Source organism: Niastella caeni, assembly GCF_004834005.1.
GTDB lineage: Bacteria > Bacteroidota > Bacteroidia > Chitinophagales > Chitinophagaceae > Niastella > Niastella caeni.
In genome coordinates this window covers 918,673-939,152 of sequence record NZ_STFF01000002.1, presented here as the reverse complement: position 1 = coordinate 939,152, position 20,480 = coordinate 918,673, and the positions used below count along the sequence as shown (strand labels likewise).

At 44.8% G+C, this 20,480-nt stretch carries 16 protein-coding genes; 12 read left to right on the top strand and 4 right to left on the bottom strand.

All coding sequences use genetic code 11. From position 1 onward, the window contains the following. Positions 1-238 precede the first annotated feature (238 nt). A complete protein-coding gene (locus tag FAM09_RS11210) occupies positions 239-664 on the top strand; it encodes a tellurite resistance TerB family protein (RefSeq protein WP_136577176.1) in 426 nt (141 codons plus the stop codon). Positions 665-934: 270 nt separating this feature from the next. On the opposite strand, the gene FAM09_RS11205 is transcribed toward FAM09_RS11210, so the two are convergent. Beyond that, positions 935-2,773 (bottom strand): gamma-glutamyltransferase family protein, encoded by a 1,839-nt coding sequence (locus FAM09_RS11205; RefSeq protein WP_136577175.1) that lies wholly within the window; start codon positions 2,771-2,773, stop codon positions 935-937. A gap of 347 nt (positions 2,774-3,120) precedes the next feature. On the opposite strand from FAM09_RS11205, the gene FAM09_RS11200 reads away from it, so the two are divergent. Continuing rightward, positions 3,121-4,755 (top strand): L,D-transpeptidase family protein, encoded by a 1,635-nt coding sequence (locus tag FAM09_RS11200; protein ID WP_136577174.1) that lies wholly within the window; start codon positions 3,121-3,123, stop codon positions 4,753-4,755. 463 nt (positions 4,756-5,218) lie between these two features. Further along, positions 5,219-5,488, top strand: coding sequence for a hypothetical protein (locus FAM09_RS11195; RefSeq protein WP_136577173.1), 270 nt, complete (start codon positions 5,219-5,221; stop codon positions 5,486-5,488). Between the two features lie 1,577 nt (positions 5,489-7,065). Here the strand turns inward: FAM09_RS11195 and FAM09_RS11190 are convergent. Further along, positions 7,066-8,334, bottom strand: a complete 1,269-nt coding sequence (locus FAM09_RS11190) for a flavin monoamine oxidase family protein (RefSeq protein ID WP_136577172.1) — start codon at positions 8,332-8,334, stop codon at positions 7,066-7,068. Positions 8,335-8,548: 214 nt separating this feature from the next. Further along, positions 8,549-9,802, bottom strand: coding sequence for an alkaline phosphatase family protein (locus FAM09_RS11185; RefSeq protein ID WP_136577171.1), 1,254 nt, complete (start codon positions 9,800-9,802; stop codon positions 8,549-8,551). Positions 9,803-10,265: 463 nt separating this feature from the next. On the opposite strand from FAM09_RS11185, the gene FAM09_RS11180 reads away from it, so the two are divergent. The 8 genes from FAM09_RS11180 to FAM09_RS11145 all read left to right on the top strand — a co-directional run bounded on the left by FAM09_RS11180 (position 10,266) and on the right by FAM09_RS11145 (position 18,685). Then, a complete protein-coding gene (locus FAM09_RS11180) occupies positions 10,266-12,698 on the top strand; it encodes a rhamnogalacturonan lyase family protein (protein ID WP_136577170.1) in 2,433 nt (810 codons plus the stop codon). Between the two features lie 198 nt (positions 12,699-12,896). Continuing rightward, positions 12,897-13,412: a YdeI/OmpD-associated family protein gene (locus tag FAM09_RS11175; protein ID WP_136577169.1), complete on the top strand. Its 516-nt coding sequence runs from the start codon at positions 12,897-12,899 to the stop codon at positions 13,410-13,412. Between the two features lie 773 nt (positions 13,413-14,185). After that, entirely contained in the window at positions 14,186-15,169 is a 984-nt protein-coding gene (locus tag FAM09_RS11170) for a hypothetical protein (protein WP_136577168.1), read from the top strand. A 324-nt stretch (positions 15,170-15,493) separates the two neighbouring features. After that, a complete protein-coding gene (locus FAM09_RS11165) occupies positions 15,494-16,516 on the top strand; it encodes a PhoH family protein (protein WP_136577167.1) in 1,023 nt (340 codons plus the stop codon). Positions 16,517-16,727: 211 nt separating this feature from the next. Continuing rightward, complete coding sequence (locus FAM09_RS11160; protein WP_136577166.1) at positions 16,728-17,132, top strand: hypothetical protein; 405 nt, start codon at positions 16,728-16,730, stop codon at positions 17,130-17,132. 3 nt (positions 17,133-17,135) lie between these two features. Beyond that, positions 17,136-17,513 carry a fluoride efflux transporter CrcB gene (gene crcB, locus FAM09_RS11155; RefSeq protein WP_136577165.1) on the top strand — a complete coding sequence of 126 codons (378 nt, stop codon included), beginning with the start codon at positions 17,136-17,138 and terminating at the stop codon, positions 17,511-17,513. A gap of 116 nt (positions 17,514-17,629) precedes the next feature. Then, on the top strand, positions 17,630-18,178 hold the full coding sequence (locus FAM09_RS11150) for an inorganic diphosphatase (protein WP_136577164.1): 549 nt from the start codon (positions 17,630-17,632) through the stop codon (positions 18,176-18,178). A gap of 135 nt (positions 18,179-18,313) precedes the next feature. Continuing rightward, positions 18,314-18,685, top strand: a complete 372-nt coding sequence (locus FAM09_RS11145; RefSeq protein WP_208025538.1) for a sulfite exporter TauE/SafE family protein — start codon at positions 18,314-18,316, stop codon at positions 18,683-18,685. A gap of 102 nt (positions 18,686-18,787) precedes the next feature. On the opposite strand, the gene FAM09_RS11140 is transcribed toward FAM09_RS11145, so the two are convergent. Next, positions 18,788-19,558 (bottom strand): C40 family peptidase, encoded by a 771-nt coding sequence (locus tag FAM09_RS11140; protein ID WP_166437098.1) that lies wholly within the window; start codon positions 19,556-19,558, stop codon positions 18,788-18,790. Positions 19,559-19,903: 345 nt separating this feature from the next. Here FAM09_RS11140 and FAM09_RS11135 point away from each other — a divergent pair, with 345 nt between their 5' ends. Continuing rightward, positions 19,904-20,479 carry an RNA polymerase sigma factor gene (locus FAM09_RS11135; RefSeq protein WP_243751649.1) on the top strand — a complete coding sequence of 192 codons (576 nt, stop codon included), beginning with the start codon at positions 19,904-19,906 and terminating at the stop codon, positions 20,477-20,479. The last annotated feature ends 1 nt before the right edge of the window (position 20,480 follow it).

Here is a 20,480-nt window from a genome sequence, read left to right as displayed (position 1 = left end):
TCATGTAGAATTGTATTTGGCAATACAACCTGATGCTATACTGCGTAACGATGCGCTGAAGTAAATATAACAAATTGATGTATTTCTTTTCGGCAATTGCCTGTAAAAATCGTAAATTTCTTTATCAACATTATGGTTGCCAGTTGCAGGTTAGCCGTTTCACGATCCACGATTCACCATTCACCCTACACGTTCCCTGGCACCATAGTTGAATAAATGCTCACTAAAACAAAAACCTATGTATACCGGTTTGCTTAAAGCCCCCGAAGAGGGAGTATGCCACTTGTTCTATTATTGCTGCATGAAAGATGGCGCATTTAAAGAATCAGAACTGGATACTATTTCCGACAAACTGGTTTCTATAGATCTGCATAAAAAACTCAACTTCAAAGATGAGATGCAAAAATACAAATCGTACATAAACGGTATCACGGATGAAGAAGCCTATTTGAAATACTTGATCAGCATCATTAAACCCGCCTACTCGCTGGCGTTGCTTTCCTGGTGTATGGAGCTTTGCATAAGTGATCATGACATGAGCTTTGAAGAGGAAGCATTGCTTTCCCGGATAGCCAGGCTGCTTAATATTGGAGAAACGGAAAAAGATTTACTGCAAAGATTAATGGTACAGCGAAGGAATGTATTGGAAGAAAGGGATTTTTAGTTCAGCGTTTGCGGCAACCTTGTTGCCTCGTTGCCTTTTCAAAAAAAGAAAGCCGGATGCCTATCAAGACACCCGGCGTGCTACCACATCTCTATTCTTCCATGCGTTATTTTTGAATTGAATTCCTTCAACATCCCGTTTTTATCACTCTCTTCATGTTCCGCACCTCATTGCTTATTTCTAATAATATTAACAAAATTATGCCAGCGCCTTATGAGGCCATTTTGCATATGTAACAGTATGATATGTAGTCAATTTTCCACGATTTTCTTACCAGCCTACCCCATAATCTTCACCATGATTGCTTGATCCACCCCAGAATGTTCCATGCTTGCGATCGAAGTAAATGGCATTAACAGGGCCGGATGTACGATCATCAAACGTTAACTTATAGCCCATCTTTATCAGTTCGCGCCGGATCCAGTCGGGCGTATTGCTATTCACTAAAATTGAACCCGGTTTGGGCTTGCGATCTTCCCCACCCAGCGACAGGTACAACTGGTAAGTATTTACATTGGCCGCTTCAACGGCTTCCTGTACCGTCATGCCAAATTCAGTTACATTTAAAAAGAACTGCAACAGGTTTTGGTCCTGCGTATCTCCGCCCTGTACCGCGAATGATAAAAACGGTTTACCATCTTTTAAGGCCAGTGTGGGGGTAAGCGTTACCCTGGGCCGCTTCCCCGGTTCTACCACGTTAAATGGATTAAATACCGAATCCAGCACAAAACTTTGCATCCGCTGGCTCATACCAATACCGGTGCGGCCGGCGATACAGGCAGGCAACCAGCCGCCACTGGGGGTAACGGAAACCACCCAACCCGCCGAGTCGGCAGCCTCCACCGATGTAGTTCCCCGCCACAACTGCTCCAGGTATTGGTCATCAACCGGTGCATAGGCCAACGGCTTATCGGTGTTCCATAAACGTAAATAATGACTGAACGGGTTTGATTTTCCTTCAAATGTGTACGGATCACCAGGTAATGCAGGCCACAAATTCCTGGCCGGATCAATCAGCCGCGCCCGTTCTTTGGCATACTCCTTCGATAACAAACCTTTCATGGGCTCCTGCGGGGCATAATAAGGGTCGCCATAATAAAAGTCGCGGTCGGCAAAAGCCAATTGCATGGCCTGGGTAACCGTATGAATGTAGCGGCTTGAGTTATAACCCATGTTTTTAAGGTCAAAGTTCTCCAGGATGTTCAATGCCTGCAGCATGGCAGGCCCCTGCGTCCATTGCTGTAGTTTGTACACCTCAATACCTTTATAATTAATGCTCACCGGTTCTTCAATTTGCACTTTCCACCGGGCCAGGTCATCTTCGGTGATCAAACCACCCTGTTCTTTACAGCCGCGCACAAATTCTTTGGCAATGTCACCGGTGTAGAACCGGGCGTTCGCCGCATAGATCGCTTCTTTCCGGTTCTTCCCTTTCTTCAATGCCTGCTGTTCCGCCTCTACCATTTTGCGCAGCGTTTCAAGCAGGTCGTTCTGTTTGAATAATTCCCCTGCCTCCGGCGCTTCCCGTACCTGACCGGCATGGGGCAGGAATACCGCTTTTGAATACGGCCATTGTTTTATCTGCGCTTTTCCTCTTTCCATACTGTTGGCGGTCTGCGCCTCGATGGGGTACCCCGCCGCCATTTGCATGGCCGGCGCCAGCACTTCTTTCAAACTCATAGTGCCGTATTCGGCCAGCATGGTGCAAATGCCACCGGGCGTGCCGGGGGTTACTGCCGACAGCGGCCCATACTCCGGCGGGTAATGCATGCCCTTATTTTTAAAGAACGCGGCCGTAGCGCCGGTGGGCGCCACGCCCAGGGCATTTATGCCGATCACTTTTCCTGTATGCGGATTATAAATTAAGGCCTGGGTTTCGCCGCCCCAACTAAGCACATCCCACATGGTGCAGGTAGCCGCAATCATGGCACAGGCGGCGTCAACGGCATTACCGCCTTTCTGAAAAATGGCAGCGCCTGCGGTAGCCGCCAGCGGTTTACCGGTAATGGCCATCCAGTTTTTTGCGTGCAGCGGTGGTTTTTGCGTTTGCTGTGCCTGAAGGAATATGAACTGGCACATGAAAAAAGACAGTAGCAGTATTCTTCTCATGTTAGGTGTTTTGTAAGATAAAGATAAGGAGGAGGAATGTGCTAATGTGCTAATGAAGTTGTTACACCTGGAGATTTTGGTTGAGCCGGTGCAGGTTCTTTTTAGGGTCTTACAGGGACCTGACAGGGACCTCACAGGGACCTCGCAGGGACCTCACAGGCATTTTATCCCTGTAAGCTCCCTGTTACCTCCTTTTTAAGTCCCTACAGATTAACACAAAAACCACTTAAGAACCGGATAAAGCCGGTAAAGACAAGTTGCTGTAGAACTAATTCCACACCTTCGCCGGTAAAATATAGCCATTCCCGGGTTTAGCGCAACGGTACAAGATTTCATTTGCTTATAGCATGAAACATCACATTGTTTATATATGGGTAGTAACCATATTGTTTACCGGCTGTTTAAACAATGCCGAAAACACGACCGAAGAAGGCGGTGAACCCGCCAAACCGAAAAACATTTCATCGCGCGATTATAATATTACCAAAGCCAATTCTTACTCCGACCTGTTTTTCGACAGCAGCGCACTCGTTGCCTTTATTGCCAAAAACAAGGTACCCGATTCCATCGCGAATCGCATGACCAGCTTTTACAACGCCCGCAATTACCAGTATGCCTGGTTCACCAGCGACGGCTTTACAGAAGAGGCGCAAGCCTTCTGGAACCTGTTCGATCATTACCTTACCTACTCCGGCGACACATCGCTTGCCAATAAACCGCTCGAAAAACAGATGAACCGCCTGCTGGGCGATAGCTTTAGCGTAAGCCCGAAAGACAAAAATTATCAGCAGACCGAAATACAGTTGACAGAAAGCCTTATCAGTTACGCCCTGAAGAATTTTGAGAAAGGGTATGTAAAGCGGAAAGAACTGGAACGGTTCGTGCCCTATAAAAAAGCAGATCCTATACAACTGGCCGATTCGCTGTTATCGAAAAAGCATAAAGACAATAAGTATTTCGAAGACATCAATGCTTCGTACAAAGCATTAAAAGATCAATTGCAGCAATATGTCAGCATTCACAAGCAGGGCGGCTGGCCGGTGATCCCCGACAAAGCCAGGTCACTAAAGAAAGGCGCTTCTTCGCCGCAGGTTACCCTGATAAAAAAATACCTGGCCATTACCGGCGATATGCCGGGAAATGATACCTCTGCCGTTTTCAACGATACACTGGCGCAGGGTATAACTCAAATACAGCAACGATTTGGATTGAAAACCACCGGCACCTTAAGCAAAGACCTGATCACTGAAATGAATGTACCGGTGCGCGATCGCATTGAACAATTATTGATCAACCTGGGACGCATGCGCTGGATGCCTTCGCAATCGAACGGAACGCTCATTATCGTCAATATTCCTGAATTTAATTTACATGTGCTCGAAAATGGCAATAAGGTTTTTGACATGAATGTTGTTGTTGGAAAAGAAGGACACAGCACCATGCAATTTACCGGCACCATGAACCAGGTTGTATTTGCTCCCTACTGGAATATTCCGCCGCGGATCGTGACCGATGAAATATTACCCGAAATAGAAAAAGATAAAGATTACCTGGCGAAGAATGAGATGGAAAACCAGGGCGATAAAGACGGTGATGGCATTCCGGAGATCAGGCAATTACCCGGCGACAAAAATTCGCTGGGCAAGGTAAAATTCCTCTTCCCGAACAGCTTTGACATTTATTTACACGATACCCCGGCCAAAAGTTTATTCAGTAAAGATAAAAGAGCGTTCAGTCATGGTTGTATTCGCCTGGCCAATGCGCAAAAGATGGCAGAGTACCTTTTACGCAATGATCCCAATTGGAATACTGAAAAAATAGTGGAAGCCATGAATGCCAAAGAACAAAAATCGGTCAGGCTGAAAGATAAAGCGGAAGTATTTATTACTTATTATACTGCCTGGGTTGATGAAACCGGGCATTTAAACTTCCGACAGGATGTGTATGAGCATGACAAAAAGATCAGGGAGAAATTGTTTTAAGAAGAAAGCAGCTGCAAGCCTTAAGCTGAAAGCTTCAAGCCTAAAGGCTAAAACCGAAAGCCAAAAGCTGAAAGTGGTTTGCGGTAAGCTGTAAACGCTACATAAGTGGATTTGTCATGTTGGCGTAAAGCATTTAATATTTTATATCAACTGCGTCTCTGTATTTTGCTTGCAGCTTATAGCTTGAAGCCCTTCACTAACAGCCTCCCTAAACCGTTTTACTTACAAAGTGGGAAAAAATTTTTACATCAATGAAGCAACTATTTCTGCATTTGCCTGTAGTGTGTAACAAATGATTGTAAGCTCTATTCTTCTTGTCGAAGATCAAAAAATAGCGCGTGCCGCGTAAAATGCAGGCGTGGAGCGGTGTTTAGCGTGTAAAATTTTATTAAATAGTATTTTTTTATAATCGTAGCATGAGAATTGCTTTTACCTTTGTGTTTCACTTGTTATTTTTTGGACTATGCGAATTGAAGTAAAGAAAAATATACACTTCACCAAGTTGGTGAAAGTGAATGGAAGGTTGAAGGAGTTTAACTTCAGGAAATTGGGCGGCCACAATGAAGGTCTTTTTACGGTGGATGTTAGCGACGACAGGGGTAATCGCATCCTGTTCCGCATGCAAAAAGAACAAGACACCTGGAAAATATTACCACAGCAACTGCCAAATTGGGTGATGGAAAAAGAGAATACATTTCATGACCTGATCGAAGAAGAGCTGCGGAATATATAATACATCGCCGCTTACCTCCCGTTCCGATAACTATCGGAAACCATCGGGATCCTGTTCCCCCTCAAAGCCTGGTCCCGCGCCTTTTAGCGGGGGCATTAGGCGTATATTGCTTGTTAAAAGCTGACTGGTTGGCATACCGGGATTGCTGATTTTGAGATTTTGCGATTTCTGGATTTCCATTTAGGCCGACATTCCCAAATCTCAAAATCCCGAAATCACCAAATCAGCAATTTCTGCCTGTGATTTCCATTTCGGCCGGCATTTCCAAATCTCAAAATCCCGAAATCACCAAATCAGCAATTTCTGCCTGGGATTTCCATTTCGGCCGGCATTTCCAAATCTCAAAATCCCGAAATCACCAAATCAGCAATTTTCCAATAGCTATTCCCCACCATAAGCTGATTTGCACCTTAGCCATTATCAAATTGTGTCTTCCCTTCCCCGGTTTTAACAATCCTTTTCCACACTTCATTTTCGCAAACAGCTGAATATCAATACAAGTTGACCGGTGGCATCTTTTTCTCTTATATAAGGGAAACATTAAATCATGAAACCGGCTAACAGATACAGTGGAAATAGGGACTTAAACAAAAACTCGGAGGAAATAGCATTGATCACTTTCGTGGTGTTCCTGATCACCACTTTCGTCGCCTCCTGTATTTATATAGGAATTGATGGCTTCTTAAGCAAGTAAATGAATAAATTATACGCATCTTATCTTAGCAACGCACAACTCAACAAAACAAAAACGCAGAGAGTAAAACTCCCTGCGTTTGCATGTTGATAGCTAAAGGGTATTACCAATACAAAATAAACACGCTTTTATTGTAAGTAATACAATTAAATGAATGGGCGTAGCAAACCGGTATGCCGACGATCTCCGGCGGCTACGCCCCAGATAAGGGGTATGGATTAAACAAAAGAGTTAAGCGATACTCTAAATATTGTTATGGCAATACAAAGGAATACCTTGACGAAACATTCTAAAGGGGGATATTCAAAAAAGGGCGTGACTACAGAAGACACTATCTCGGGAATAGTTCTTCCTTAAAGAAGACTGTTCTTCATAAACAATGGGTCTGCTACAGAAAAAAAGTAAACAACGGATGGGAAATTGAACAAAGAGAAATACATCCGCTACTATCAGAAAGGTTGCCTCACCAATCTTCTTCATAGGTAACAATTAGTCGACCACTATATAACAAAAATGCTGCCACTTGTAATGTTCTGTAACCATAAAATCAGCAATTTTTTTTCTTTCCTTCCACTTTAATATCCAAACTAATATAAAGGATGATCAATGCTTTTGTTGAAGTAGTAAATTTACGATAGCCGATGGCCGGGCGTTCTGAGTTCCTATTTTAGCCACACGCTGCAAGCTGTAGGCAGTAAGCCGTAAGCTGTAAGCTGTAAGCTGTAAGCTGTAAGCTGTAAGCTGTAAGCTGTAAGCTGTAAGCTGTAAGCTGTAAGCTGTAAGCTGTAAGCTGTAAGCTGTAAGCTGTAAGCTGTAAGCTGTAAGCTGCAAGCTGTAAGTTCGCTTGTAACTTGTTAACTTAATAACTTAATAACTTAATAACTCAGAAGTGTGAACTCACTAACTTATTAACCGAAGCAAACGCCGCCTCCACTGTTCCCCCTGCTTCTCCATCGTAATAAGCTTCGCCGGCAAAGAACAACGTGTTTTGAATGGGTTCATTTAATAATTTTCGGGCAGCCGTGGTAAATAACTTACTATAACTATACGCGCCCAAACAATAAGGATTGGTTTGCCAGCGTACAACATGCGTGGCGGTTAATAATGCTTTTAACTGATCTGCCGGGAGCCTGAAGATATTTGAAAGAGATTGGAACGCGTGTTGAAGAATTGTTTCATCATCGGCCTCCGTAAACCGGGCGGTTTTCGGTCCGCCAAGCCAGCCGGTCAATATTGCATCGGTAGCAGGCAATGAGGTCCACCAGGTAGGAATTGATTCTTCACTTAATAAAAAGCCGGCTTCTTTTTGATACGACAACCAGAACCGTTCAGTAAACTGCAAGGCCACTTTCACTACCGAGCCATACCCTATTTGCTGTATGGCCTGATATTGCGCATCGATTGCCGGTTCAAAGGAAATGGCAGTAACATGTTTTGGCCCTGATTGCAACACACCCAACGGCACGGTAATGATCGCTTTTTGAGCGGTAAATGTTTGTCCATCGGCGGTGATCGCCTGTACATTATTGGCTTGCCAACGGATTGTTTTTACCGTGTGAGAAGTATGAATGATACAGCCATTGGCCGCACTTGCTTTCTGAAGATATTGCATGAGCTGTTGGTACCCGCCGGGTATGCGGTATTGTTCATCCTGTTCATGCATCCATTCATTACGAATGCCCATTACACTCACCTGGTGAATATCGGCCACATCGAACCCTTCGGCAAAACGTTGTACAGATTGTCGTAAGGGCGTGTATTTATCATCACTGAAATATTGCTGCAGAAAATCGGCCAGGGTCATGTCGGATGTCAATTCCTGCATGCGATGGATCAACACATCCCACCCTTCTACAAATTCCTCCTGCTGCAACCACTGTCCGTTTTTTATCCGGACCATTTTACCAGCTACCGGTTGGTAGTCTACCCCCGCCTCTTTGAGCAATTGCATGGTCAAGGGCAATTTGCCATGCATAAACTCCGCTCCTTCCTCAATAGGCCGAACAAAACCGGGAGGTTGAATGGTATGAATTCTGCCGCCAATGCGGTCACTGGCTTCCAGCACAGTCACCGGATGACCGGCCGCCGATAACTTCCGGGCAGCGAAAAGACCAGCAGCGCCGGCGCCTATAATGAGGATTGAATGTTGCATTGTTGTAGTAGTGTGGGGTATGAGATGCAAAAAGAATGCGAGATGCAAGCTGTAAGCTATAAGCTGTAAGCTATAAGCCGAAAGTCAAAAAATACAGCTACACGCTGCAAGCAAATACATATTGCGCTTTACTTTATGCCTTGTTGCCTCGTTGCCTTTTTCTTCACTTCCTCATTCCCCATTTTTAATTCGTCATTTCTAATTTCCCAGTACTCTATTTCAATATCGGTTTCAACACCTTCAACTCTCCATCTATCTTCTCTGTAATATCCAGTCCAAGTATTTTAGCGATCAACGGATACACGTGTACGTTCTCAAAGGCATCTATTTGCAATTGCTTTTTAAAGGCAGGCCCCCAGGCGTAAAAAGTAGCATGCATTTCGGGCAGGGCATTATCGAACCCGTGCTTGCCGAGCAGGCTTTTGCGTTTACGGAAATTAAATGATTTGGGCGCCCGGGGCACTAATATAATATCACCAATGCGTTGGTACCAATCATCCTTTGCGCCATAATGCCAGCGGGCCGGCACTTCACTGGCCAGGTACACATCATAACCATCAGCCTGTTGTTTCAGCGCTGTATAAGCAGGCTGTACATCTTTGGCATTGTAAGCATACAGGTGTACCAATACATCGCTATCGGGTACCTTAAATTTAGATGTGTCGATGGCCGAAGGCATCGGCAACTGGTTAACCGTATCAACCGCGATCATGCCATGATCTGATAAGAAAATATAATTCACCGGCAGCTTTAACGAATCTGTCATCCGCACCATCTTCGCAATGCTCTCATCAATAAAATGCACCGCTTCTGACGTTTGTTTTGAATCTGGTCCATACATATGCTCCTCATGATCTACTTCGGGCAGGTAAAAAGTAATGAAGTGCGGCCGCTTTTCTTCGGGCAGCGTTAACCATTCTTTTACCACCTGTATGCGGGCATCAATATCAATAGAATCGTTATACCGGTAATAATATGTAGGACGAACCCCCTTCACCCCGGTTTCGGACCCTACCCAGTAAAAGCAGGCCGTAACCATTTGCTGTTGTTCTGCCAACACCCATAATGGTGTGCCGCCATACCAACTGCTGTCCTCAACAGCTTTGCGATTGCCGAGCCGGTAGCATTCATTTCTTTTTTTATCGTAAAAACTATTATCAACCAGTCCGTGATGCGATGGGTACAAACCGGTCACCAATGTATAGTGGTTGGGAAAAGTAAGGGAGGGATAAGAAGGGATCATGGCCTTTGCCGCCACCCCGCTGCTGCGTAGTTGTTGCAGGTTTTTCGCATGGTATTTATCGGCCAGGTCGTACCGAAAGCCATCGGCCGAAATCAGGATCACATAAGGCTTTTGCTGTTGTTGGGCGCTATTGCTACGGCCGGGCACAACATGCTGCGTAATGTCTACCTGGGCAACCAGCAACAAGGGACAAAACAGGGTTATAAGAGCAGTATATATTCTCATGCGTTTTTTTGCAAAAGTAAATAGGTTATAACTACAATGTATTATGGTTTTTTAAACAATTAAACTTTTAGTGCTGAATGCAAAACTGGTTACCAGGTGCCAGTTTCCGGGGCTTAAATTAATAGCAGGTTGATTACAGGCGAACATTCCGCATTAAGGTCCTGGCAACCGGAAACCGGTAAGAGCAGGATGGTTTTGCCGGCTTCTGCCGCTAACTTTCTTCACTATCCGTATTTCTATCAGAACAACGATTGCCCGGCGGCCCCAGGCCAGTTGGAATAAAATTATTCCAATGATTTTCTAACCAAAACTCAGCCATATGAAGTTCGCATTTACATTCCCTGCGAAAAGGGATTCCTCATGCCTTTTTCGCAACAAACTTTCCACAACAACCTGCAGTTGTTTTTTCACTTTTCTTTTATTGACGTTTTTGATGCCCGGCCGGTTGGCTGCGCAAAAACAAATGGAACGGTTAAACCGCGGCGTAGTGGCCGTACGGCTCAGCACCAGCCAGGTGTACATTGGGTGGCGATTATTCGGTAACGATCCCGCAGGTATAGGATTTAATGTATACCGAAATTCAACCTTGCTGAATGCAACCCCTATTACCAATTCAACCAACTTTGTCGACAACATTACCACCAACAGCGCCTACACGGTTCGCCCGGTGATCAATGGAGTTGAGCAAACCGCTTCGGAAGCGGCCAGCGTTTGGTCGCAAAATTATTTGCAGGTGCCATTGCAAATACCCGCCGGTGGTACCACCCCCGACGGCGTAGCCTATACGTACACCGCCAACGATTGTAGCGTAGGCGACCTCGATGGCGATGGCGACTATGAGTTCATTGTGAAATGGGAACCTACCAACGCAAAAGACAATTCGCAATCAGGTTATACAGGTAACGTATACCTCGATGCCTATCAAATAACCGGTACGCGTATGTGGCGAATAGATCTGGGTAGAAATATTCGCGCCGGCGCCCATTACACCCAGTTCCTGGTGTATGATTTTGATGGCGATGGCAAAGCAGAACTAGCCTGTAAAACTGCCGATGCTACGGTTGACGGACAAGGTACGGTTATTGGCAGTTCCAGCGCCGATTACCGCAACTCCAGCGGTTATGTGCTGAGCGGTCCTGAGTACCTGACCGTATTCAATGGACAAACCGGCGCTGCAATGGCTACCACCAATTACCTGCCTGCACGGGGTACGGTTTCCAGTTGGGGCGATACCTATGGTAACCGCGTTGATCGATTTATTGCCGCCGTTGCTTACCTCGACGGACAACGCCCAAGCATGGTATTCGGCCGTGGCTACTATACGCGGCTGGTACGGGTGGCCTGGGATTGGCGCAATGGGGCCCTTACCCAACGCTGGACGTTCGACAGCAACAACTCAGGCAACAGCGCCTATGCCGGTCAGGGCAATCACCAAATGACAGTAGGCGATGCCGATGGAGATGGCCGGGATGAAGTATTCAATGGTTCCAGCGCTGTAAATGATAATGGCTCCGGTTTCTGGGCCAATGGCATGGGCCATGGCGATGCTTTGCACATGAGTGATATGAACCCCGACCGCCCCGGTTTGGAGATCTGGCAACCATATGAATATCCACCAGGCAACGGACAGGTAGGCGCCGCCCTGGTAGACGCCTCTACAGGTGCGCGCATTTTTACTGTTGCAGAAGCTTCAGCCGATGTAGGCCGCGGCCTGGCAGCAGATGTTGATCCACGTTATAAAGGGTATGAAATGTGGGCATCGCGTGGCAACTTGTATTCGTGCACAGGCACCAGCATTACTACTTCCAAACCCTCCATGAACTTTGCCGTTTGGTGGGATGCCGATCTGCAGCGCGAACTGCTCGATAACATTACCATCAGCAAATGGAATTACAGCACCAGCAGCGCCAGCGCGCTGTTAACTGCTACCGGTTGCGCTTCTAATAACAGCACCAAGGCTACACCGTGTTTATCGGGCGACATCCTGGGCGACTGGCGGGAAGAAGTTATTTTGAGAACTTCAGATAATTCAGCCTTGCGCATCTTCACTACTACCACTACTGCCACCAACCGCATTTATACATTAATGCACGATCCGCAATACCGCGTAGCCATTGCCTGGCAAAATGCAGCGTATAACCAGCCGCCGCATCCCGGTTTTTATTTGGGGGGCGATATGGCCGCACCGCCGGTGCCTAATATTTACCTGGCAGGCAGCGGTTCAACCGTTACCATCCAGGAAAGCACTACCGGTTTTTGCAGTGTAGATGGGACCATCGATAATAACAACGCCGGCTTTACCGGCGCAGGTTTTGCCAACACGAACAATGCCATTGGCAGCGGCGTAAGCTGGCGCATCTCTGTACCTGCTGCCGGCAGCTATATCCTCACCTGGCGATATTCAAATGGCGGCGGAACCGACCGGCCCGCAAGCTTGCTGATCAACAGCAGTACCGTAGTATCATCTATTAGTTTCCCCGCCACTACCGATTGGACAACCTGGAACACGGTATCTGCGGTTGTAAACCTGAATGCCGGCACCAACAATATAAGATTGCAGGCAACCGGCAGTGGCGGATTGGGCAATATTGATAATATAAGTATACAGGACGGTTCTGCCGTAACGGGCGTAAGCTGTACCGCAGCAAGGGCCGCTACCACGGCAATCGTTCGTTCGAACGCCATCACCATTGTACCAAATCCGAGCACCAATGTATTTGTGATAAATGCCATCAGCGATTTCAGGTATAACATTTACGATCAGTTGGGACGATTGGTTGAAAGAGGCCATGGACAAAATAAAACACAGGTTGGACAAAAATTATTACAAGGGACCTATACCGTACAAATTGAGCAGGAAAATAAACTGCAAACAATAAAGATCATTAAGCGGTAGCAGGAATGAACACAGTTGAAAGCAGAACAGAACAGGTGGTGCTAACATTGGTTAGTATCGCCTGTTTTTTTCGAAGTTATTGAGTTATTAAGTTGGTGAGTTAATAAGTTGATAGAAAATATGGAACTTAAGAACCAACGAACTCAATAACTTAATAACTAACAAACTATGAACCCAGAAAAACTATAAATTAGCACAATGGTATCATTTACCACTACGCTACTCCAATTTGAACAGCAGGGCGAAAAAACCGGCTGGACTTACATTGATATTCCGGCAGATATTGCACAAAAAATAAAGCCCGGCAACAAGAAATCATTCCGTGTTAAAGGTAAAATAGACAGTTTCTCCATAAAATCAGTGGCGGTAATGCCCATGGGCGGGGGAAATTTTATACTGGCCGTAAATGCCGCAATGAGAAAAGGCATTGGCAAACGTAAAGGTGCGATGGTAAAAGTACAATTACAGGAAGATAAAGCCGAATTGCCGATAAATGCAGAATTGCTGGAGTGTTTGAAGGACGATCCCGAGGCCCAGGCATATTTCAACTCATTGGCTAAGAGCCATAAACTATACTTTAGTAAATGGGTAGACAGCGCTAAAACCGAGGCCACCAAAACCAACCGGCTTACCAGGATCCTGGTTGCCCTGGGCAAAAAATGGGATTACGGGCAAATGATCAGGGCCGGAAAAAAGAATAATGAGGATTGGTAAATGCCAATTCAGCTTACTTAGCCCTGTTTAGCCATTAAAAACAAATATAATAAGCGCCTACACAATGTAAATTGTTGTAACATATTTCAAAACTTGTATACTGCCGATTTAAATTCTGCGTTATATCTTTATACCGGAATAAGTACTATTTCGGTAGACTTTGTATGTAATCTATTAATAATAACAGTATCATTTTATAATAAAAAAAACAATTACCCTTTTTTAAATTAGTTAATTTACTAATTTGCCGCAGCATACTAATACCCTATGATGAATATAATTCTACTTTCTGTAAAATGTGTTATCACCATACCTTGTTTCGCTGATCTACTGCGACACGGTATAGTTGGACTGTGGAAGCCGGAAAAACCAACAGAAAACATGTCTGGTTATCCGGGTGGCGCTAATCCTCTTACGATATTCAATTACGCCCGTAATTCATCAAATAATTTAGTGTTCAATTTTAATATAGCTAATGCGCATCGCGTAACAATGCGTGAGGCCGTTAACGGATAATTATATTATTTATAATAACAACCTGATCACTGAAGTTCTTTTTACAAAAGACTTTACATAAGGTTCAATAGACAAAAACAAAATTGCAACAACTTTTCAAAGTGAAAAATGGTCCATAATAGTGCAACAATGGGAAAAAGGAACATCCGGATTCCCCCGCTCGGATAACACCTGGCGCCCTTAAACCAATTAAAAATGTGAACTTTTAAAACAATAGTAGTTTCAATTATTTTTATCAATTATTTAAAAACCGTTCTATGATAAGTAAGTGTTCCCTAACCACACTTCTGCTCATCATCTCCGCTGTCAGCTTCGGTCAAAAAGGCCAGGTTGAAGGAGTATGGAAAACCCAGGACCAAAAGGATAGCCTGTTAGTAAGTGCAAGTGGAAAGAGTAATCCCGCGTTATTCGTTTATTTTCCCAGCAAAGCCAAATTTTTACCGTTTACCCTCAGCGCCGGCGGCGATGAGCTGGTACACTTTGAACCAGATGCATCCAAAATGTCATTGACCGTATCGGCTGATGGCAAAACCATTACCGATGCAAACGGCGGCGCCAAGAAAGTATACACTAAGGTGTCATCAACATCTCCGGTAAATTACAAAACTATGGCTGCCGGTCCTGATGACTTTTTTGATTTCAGCACCAGCAATTATTATGCAGGTATCAATTTCTATCTTTCGTCACATCCCGGCCTGCCTTTCATGCCCAATAGTGCTTTTATCACTAAGAAAAGATCAAGTGTAGTAAAAATTGAAAAATTCTTTGCCCGTGTAAGCGGCGGTGGGGCTGTTTCCGTTCAGAAAGAATACGACCTGGTATACAATTTCAACTCAAGTGGTCAAATCACTTCAGTACAGGTAATACCTTTCGGCGGCGGCCAGGAAACCGATACATGGACATACGCATATAACGGCGATAAACTGCAAAAGATCAGTTCTCCCGGTAGAGTATTACAATTTGATAATGATAACTGGGAAGTAGATGCCCGTCAACAAAAGAAAGTGCCGTTCATCTTCCCTATGTGGGATTATTACAGCAGCTCAAAGCCCCGTACCGCTACGCTGCCGTATATGACCGGAGTTCCGCTCAACGAATATTTCTATAACGATGCAAACCAGTTGGTAAGGATCTGCTCTAAAGATGTAAGTGAGCCGAACATTCTGGAGCATTGCACAGAATATACGTATGATAAAAATGGAATACCGGTAAAAATAGTAGAAACAAAGAGAAGCAAATAAGTGTAAATCACTTACTATCATAATGAAAAATGTCCTTTCGGTTTACCCCGGAAGGACATTTTTCATTTGGCGAATGCCTGTCGCGACATGCATTTTGAGTTCACAATACATTAAACAAAGTATTACTTTTTTCGAGTGACGATCACCTGTGAAAATACCCGGAATTATTTAACGAAAAGAGCACAACAATTTCGATTTTCCACATGTTGTGAATAAGTAACTTTACGAAAATGCTGTTCCAAATAATTATATTTGGAATAGATGAAATAAGACAGAAGATACCAGGAAACTATCCTGTATTTGTGAAACTTAAATTGATGCGCATTGACAGAAACTATAATTAGCCTTGAAACTGTAAACCCTATTGAGTTTTTCGGTGTCAACAATGGAAAACTCGATATTCTGAAAAAGAAATTCCCGCTTTTAAAAATCCTTTCAAGAGGTACCCAAATTAAGTTGAGCGGCTCGCCAGAACAGGTTGAAAGCGCCAAGGAAAAAATTGAACTGATAGTTCAATACCTTGAGCGTAATGGCCATATGAGCGAGAACTATTTTGAGCAAATTCTCGGTGGCGATGACGCCGAAACAGTTGACAACTTCATCGATCGCAATCCCAACGACATTCTTGTTTTTGGTCCCAATGGAAAAACCGTGCGGGCCCGCACCATCAACCAGAAAAGACTGGTGCAGGTGGCGGAGAAGAACGACATCGTGTTTGCCATTGGTCCTGCCGGTACCGGTAAAACCTATACCGCAGTAGCGTTGGCCGTTCGGGCATTGAAAAACAAAATGGTTAAAAAGATCATCCTTACCCGCCCTGCGGTAGAAGCTGGCGAAAGCCTTGGTTTCTTACCCGGCGACCTTAAGGAGAAGATCGATCCCTATCTGCGTCCATTATATGATGCGCTCGACGATATGATACCCGCCGATAAACTGGGTTATTATATGAGCACACGCGTAATTGAAATTGCGCCGCTCGCCTACATGCGGGGTCGTACGCTCGATAATGCGTTCATCATTCTGGATGAAGCGCAAAATGCGACCGACTTGCAGATAAAGATGTTCCTCACCCGTATTGGTTCAAACGCCAAAGCCATTATTACCGGCGATTTAACACAGATCGACCTGCCGAAAAATCAACGCAGCGGCCTCGACAAAGCAGTGCGGATCTTGAGAAATATAGATGGCATTGCGCATATTGAACTGGATGAAGAAGACGTGGTACGTCACCGGTTAGTAAAAGCCATTATCAAGGCATACGATCGCGAACACCGGGAAAATGAACAGGAACATCCGCAGCAACAGCAATGGCGCGAAAGAAATAATCGTTCCGAAGAGAAGAAATAATAATCGAAATAAGAAGCAGGAAGTACGAAGTATGAAGATCACGAATTCATACCTCGTACTTTTTTTATTTCCGATTTCGGGATTTAGGGATTTGGGGTTCTTTATTTTCAAATCTCTAATCAGCAATTTCTTCCCCCACTGGCTATTCGCCACTTACTGCTCGCAAAAAACCCTTCCCATATATGCCTCATTGTGTTTATTTTTGTTGATTATGAAGAAATTAATTGCCAGTTTTTGCATTGCAGCCGCTGTATCCTGTAATTCGAACAATGAATCCGGGTATAAAAAAGCAGAAGATGCACAGGATGCCGGTACCCAGTTCATCCGCGCTTCACTGGATGGTGATTATGATAAAGCGGCATTTTATTTATTTAAAGATTCCACCAATGTAATGCTGTTTGAAAAACAACAGGCTAATTACAAGGAAATGAGCAGTAAAGAAAAAAGCCAGTACAAAGCGGCTACCATCAGGCCGGTTGCCATCACCGGAGAGAACGACTCTACCGTTCAGTATAAATATTACCATACATCAAACCCCACAGATACCACCACCTTACGCATCGTACGCCGCCAGGATACCTGGCTGGTTGATCTTAAATCGATCATAAAAATGTAAGGCATGCTCTGGAAAAACATCTTACTGATCGGTTTAGGCGGCGGTGTGGGCAGCATTGCGCGATTCTTATGTCAGAAATACATTTATGAATGGTACCCCCACCCCTTTCCCTTCGGGACCATGATAGTAAATGTTGCCGGATGTTTTTTAATTGGTTTATTTTGCGCCCTGGCCGATAAAGGGAACCTGCTTACACCCGAATGGCGTTTATTGCTTACCACAGGGTTTTGCGGCGGTTTTACCACCTTCTCAACGTTTGCTTACGAAAACCTTAATTTGCTCAAAAGCGGCCAGGTAATGTATTTTATCCTGTACACCGCAGCCAGTGTCATCCTCGGCCTGCTGGCAACCTGGTTCGGGTACCAGTTAGTGAGTTCTTAGTTTTAAGTTTTTAGTTTTAAGTTTTAAGTTCCTGAAACCCTGGTATTGCCGATTCATGATTACATTGCCATTTGAAACAGAACTTATTATAGATTTGCTTAAATTTTAAACACAATATGATAACTGTTTCCCATCCCTGGCATGGCGTGCCTCCTGGTGATCAGGCTCCACGGATTGTAAATGCAGTCATTGAGATTCCGCAGGGGTCCAGGGCTAAGTATGAAATTGATAAGGACAGTGGCCTGTTAAAATTAGACCGGGTCATTTATTCTTCGTTCTATTATCCGTGTAACTATGGATTTATTCCACAAACCTACGGCGACGATAAAGATCCGCTCGATATACTGGTAATTACTTCTCAACCCGTACAGGCATTGTGCCTGATGCAGGCGAAAGTAATTGGTGTTATGCAAATGATCGACAGCGGCGATGCCGATGATAAGATCATTGCCGTGGCGGCCAACGATCCGAGCGTTAATCACTATAATAACATTGAAGAAATACCGCCCCACTTCTTCGAGGAACTGCGTCACTTCTTTGAAGAGTACAAAAGACTGGAGAACAAATCGGTAACCGTAAACGAATTCGGTGATAAAGCCACGGCGTTGCTGATCATCGAAGACGCACTGGCTTTGTACAAAGAGCAATTCAGAAAAACGAAATAAGAGAATAGCGAGTAGTAAGTAGCGAGTAGCTAGTAGGGAATGCAAATATGAATAGTTCGCTTCGAATGTAAGCCCTACTTGCTACTTACCACTAGCTACTAACTTTTTTGTTCTGCTTCTGATAATAATACAACTATGAATATACAAACCGTTTTATTACTGGTACTGGTGGGCCTCGCTGCCGGCGCTTTAAGCGGAATGGTAGGCATTGGCGGTGGCATTATTATAGTGCCTGCCCTGGTGTATATTTTAGGTTTTAACCAATTACAGGCCCAGGGCACTTCACTGGGCTTGTTGTTGTTGCCGGTAGGCATCCTTGCCGTAATGAATTATTACAAACAGGGTTACATTGATGTGAAAGTAGTAGCCATTATGTGCGTAACCTTTGTTATAGGCGGCTGGCTCGGCAGTAAATTCTCTCTCTCCATTCCCCAGGAAACCGTAAAGAAAATCTTTGCGGTCGTATTGCTGTTAGTAGCCGGCAAAATGCTGTTCCTGGATAAATAGGCCCTGCGTTCAGCAAAAAAGTTCATGGGTCAGCACTATTCCACAACATTACAACATCTCCGTTTACCCTATGGGGCAAGCTATCCTGGGTAATTCAATCTGCTAAATAAATCGCTTTATGATCCGCAACTGATGCGTGCGTACGCCGGTTTCTGCATTCACAATACCGGCATTATCAATTTTATCAATGCGCACATGCCCCGAGGAGTGAATGATTTCATGGTCGTTCAGCAAAATTCCAACGTGGATGATCTGTCCTTCGGCATCATCAAAAAAAGCAAGGTCGCCGCAACGGGCTTCCTGTAAAAAACCAATGGCTTCCCCCTGGGTGGCCTGCAACCAGGCATCGCGTAGCAAGGGAATATTAAAAAACCGGAACACTATTTGGGCAAAACCGCTGCAATCGATGCCAAAAACCGTTCGGCCGCCCCAGAGGTAGGGCGTATTCAAAAACAGTTCGGCCCGGGCACGGATAGCTTCCGCTTCGGGTTTACTATTGGTTGCATTATACGTTGCAGCTTTGCCATAATCGATCTGCAACACAGCAGATAACTGCCGGGCATTGTCTTTATCAATAACCGGTATACCCATGGGTATATGCGCCGGCACCTTATTAATGGTAACTGTACTAAGCCAATCGGCTGTATATAATTGCGATGGAGTACTGTTCGTCCAGGTATCGGAAATCACCACCTGGGCACGCTGGCACCAGCCTTCATACCCATCGTGCATGCATTGCAGTTTTATAAAATCCTTTGTTTCTTCCAGGATAAGCGCCGCTTCTGCCAATAACAACTGACTGTTCATTTCGCTTTTATGCGTGGGTGCGGCCCGTAAGGGAGCAACCGGCACCCTGCAAACAGCATATGCCATAGATTGGGTTATTTTGGGGGCAAAAGTAATAAGAACCAAATTCCAAAAGACAAACGCCAGGAAAAGCTTCAAGCCACACGCAGCAAGCGGCAAGCAAATACAGCCAAAAGCCGAAAGCTGAAAGCGAAAACAGTGAGTGGTGAGTGGGTTCCCGAATATTAGGAATGCTGAAATTTCGGCGGCCTTACTCACCATTCACCATTGACGTTGATAACCGGCAACTGTTTTTCCCCCTTTAGGGGGCAGGGGGTAATAAAGAATGACTTCTTCCGTTTAGAGCGTCGTAGTAAATTTGTGGAAATTTGAACTTCATGCATCATAGTAATAAGAAAACAGCATTTTCGCGTGGTGAAACCAGACCCTAATTCACATATCAGCGATCAGCAATTACTCAACTCCTTTTATTCCAGTCGCGACAACCACTGGCTGGGGATATTACTGCAACGTTATACCCTGTTATTACTGGGTGTTTGCATGAAATACCTGAAAAATGAGGAAGAAGCCAAAGACTGCGTACAACAGGTTTTTTTAAAAGCCATTACCGAATTGCATAAATACCGGGTGGAATATTTTAAATCCTGGCTGTATATGGTGGCCAAGAACCATTGCCTGATGAAGCTGCGCGACAAACAGGCCCGTACGCCGGCTGAGATCAGGGAGGAAATGACCATTGCCCAGGAAGAAGACGCCGGACTGGCGCCCCACCTGGAAAAAGACCGGCAGCTTGAATTGATGAATGATTGCATCCGGGAACTGAACAAAGAACAAAAACAGTGCGTAACTTTGTTCTATCTTGAAAAACGGTCGTACAATGAAATTGCCGACCAAACAGGCTTTTCACTCATGCAGGTCAAAAGCTATATCCAGAATGGCAAACGCAACCTGAAGATCCTGCTTGAACGAAAACTAAACCAATCTTAAA

Bases quoted from the DNA above. Each gene is read 5' to 3' on its own strand.
- FAM09_RS11210 (WP_136577176.1), top strand. From the start codon at position 239: ATGTATACCGGTTTGCTTAAAGCCCCCGAAGAGGGAGTATGCCACTTG.
- FAM09_RS11205 (WP_136577175.1), bottom strand. From the start codon at position 2,773: ATGAGAAGAATACTGCTACTGTCTTTTTTCATGTGCCAGTTCATATTC.
- FAM09_RS11200 (WP_136577174.1), top strand. From the start codon at position 3,121: ATGAAACATCACATTGTTTATATATGGGTAGTAACCATATTGTTTACC.
- FAM09_RS11195 (WP_136577173.1), top strand. From the start codon at position 5,219: ATGCGAATTGAAGTAAAGAAAAATATACACTTCACCAAGTTGGTGAAA.
- FAM09_RS11190 (WP_136577172.1), bottom strand. From the start codon at position 8,334: ATGCAACATTCAATCCTCATTATAGGCGCCGGCGCTGCTGGTCTTTTC.
- FAM09_RS11185 (WP_136577171.1), bottom strand. From the start codon at position 9,802: ATGAGAATATATACTGCTCTTATAACCCTGTTTTGTCCCTTGTTGCTG.
- FAM09_RS11180 (WP_136577170.1), top strand. From the start codon at position 10,266: ATGGAACGGTTAAACCGCGGCGTAGTGGCCGTACGGCTCAGCACCAGC.
- FAM09_RS11175 (WP_136577169.1), top strand. From the start codon at position 12,897: ATGGTATCATTTACCACTACGCTACTCCAATTTGAACAGCAGGGCGAA.
- FAM09_RS11170 (WP_136577168.1), top strand. From the start codon at position 14,186: ATGATAAGTAAGTGTTCCCTAACCACACTTCTGCTCATCATCTCCGCT.
- FAM09_RS11160 (WP_136577166.1), top strand. From the start codon at position 16,728: ATGAAGAAATTAATTGCCAGTTTTTGCATTGCAGCCGCTGTATCCTGT.
- crcB (WP_136577165.1), top strand. From the start codon at position 17,136: ATGCTCTGGAAAAACATCTTACTGATCGGTTTAGGCGGCGGTGTGGGC.
- FAM09_RS11150 (WP_136577164.1), top strand. From the start codon at position 17,630: ATGATAACTGTTTCCCATCCCTGGCATGGCGTGCCTCCTGGTGATCAG.
- FAM09_RS11145 (WP_208025538.1), top strand. From the start codon at position 18,314: ATGAATATACAAACCGTTTTATTACTGGTACTGGTGGGCCTCGCTGCC.
- FAM09_RS11140 (WP_166437098.1), bottom strand. From the start codon at position 19,558: ATGGCATATGCTGTTTGCAGGGTGCCGGTTGCTCCCTTACGGGCCGCA.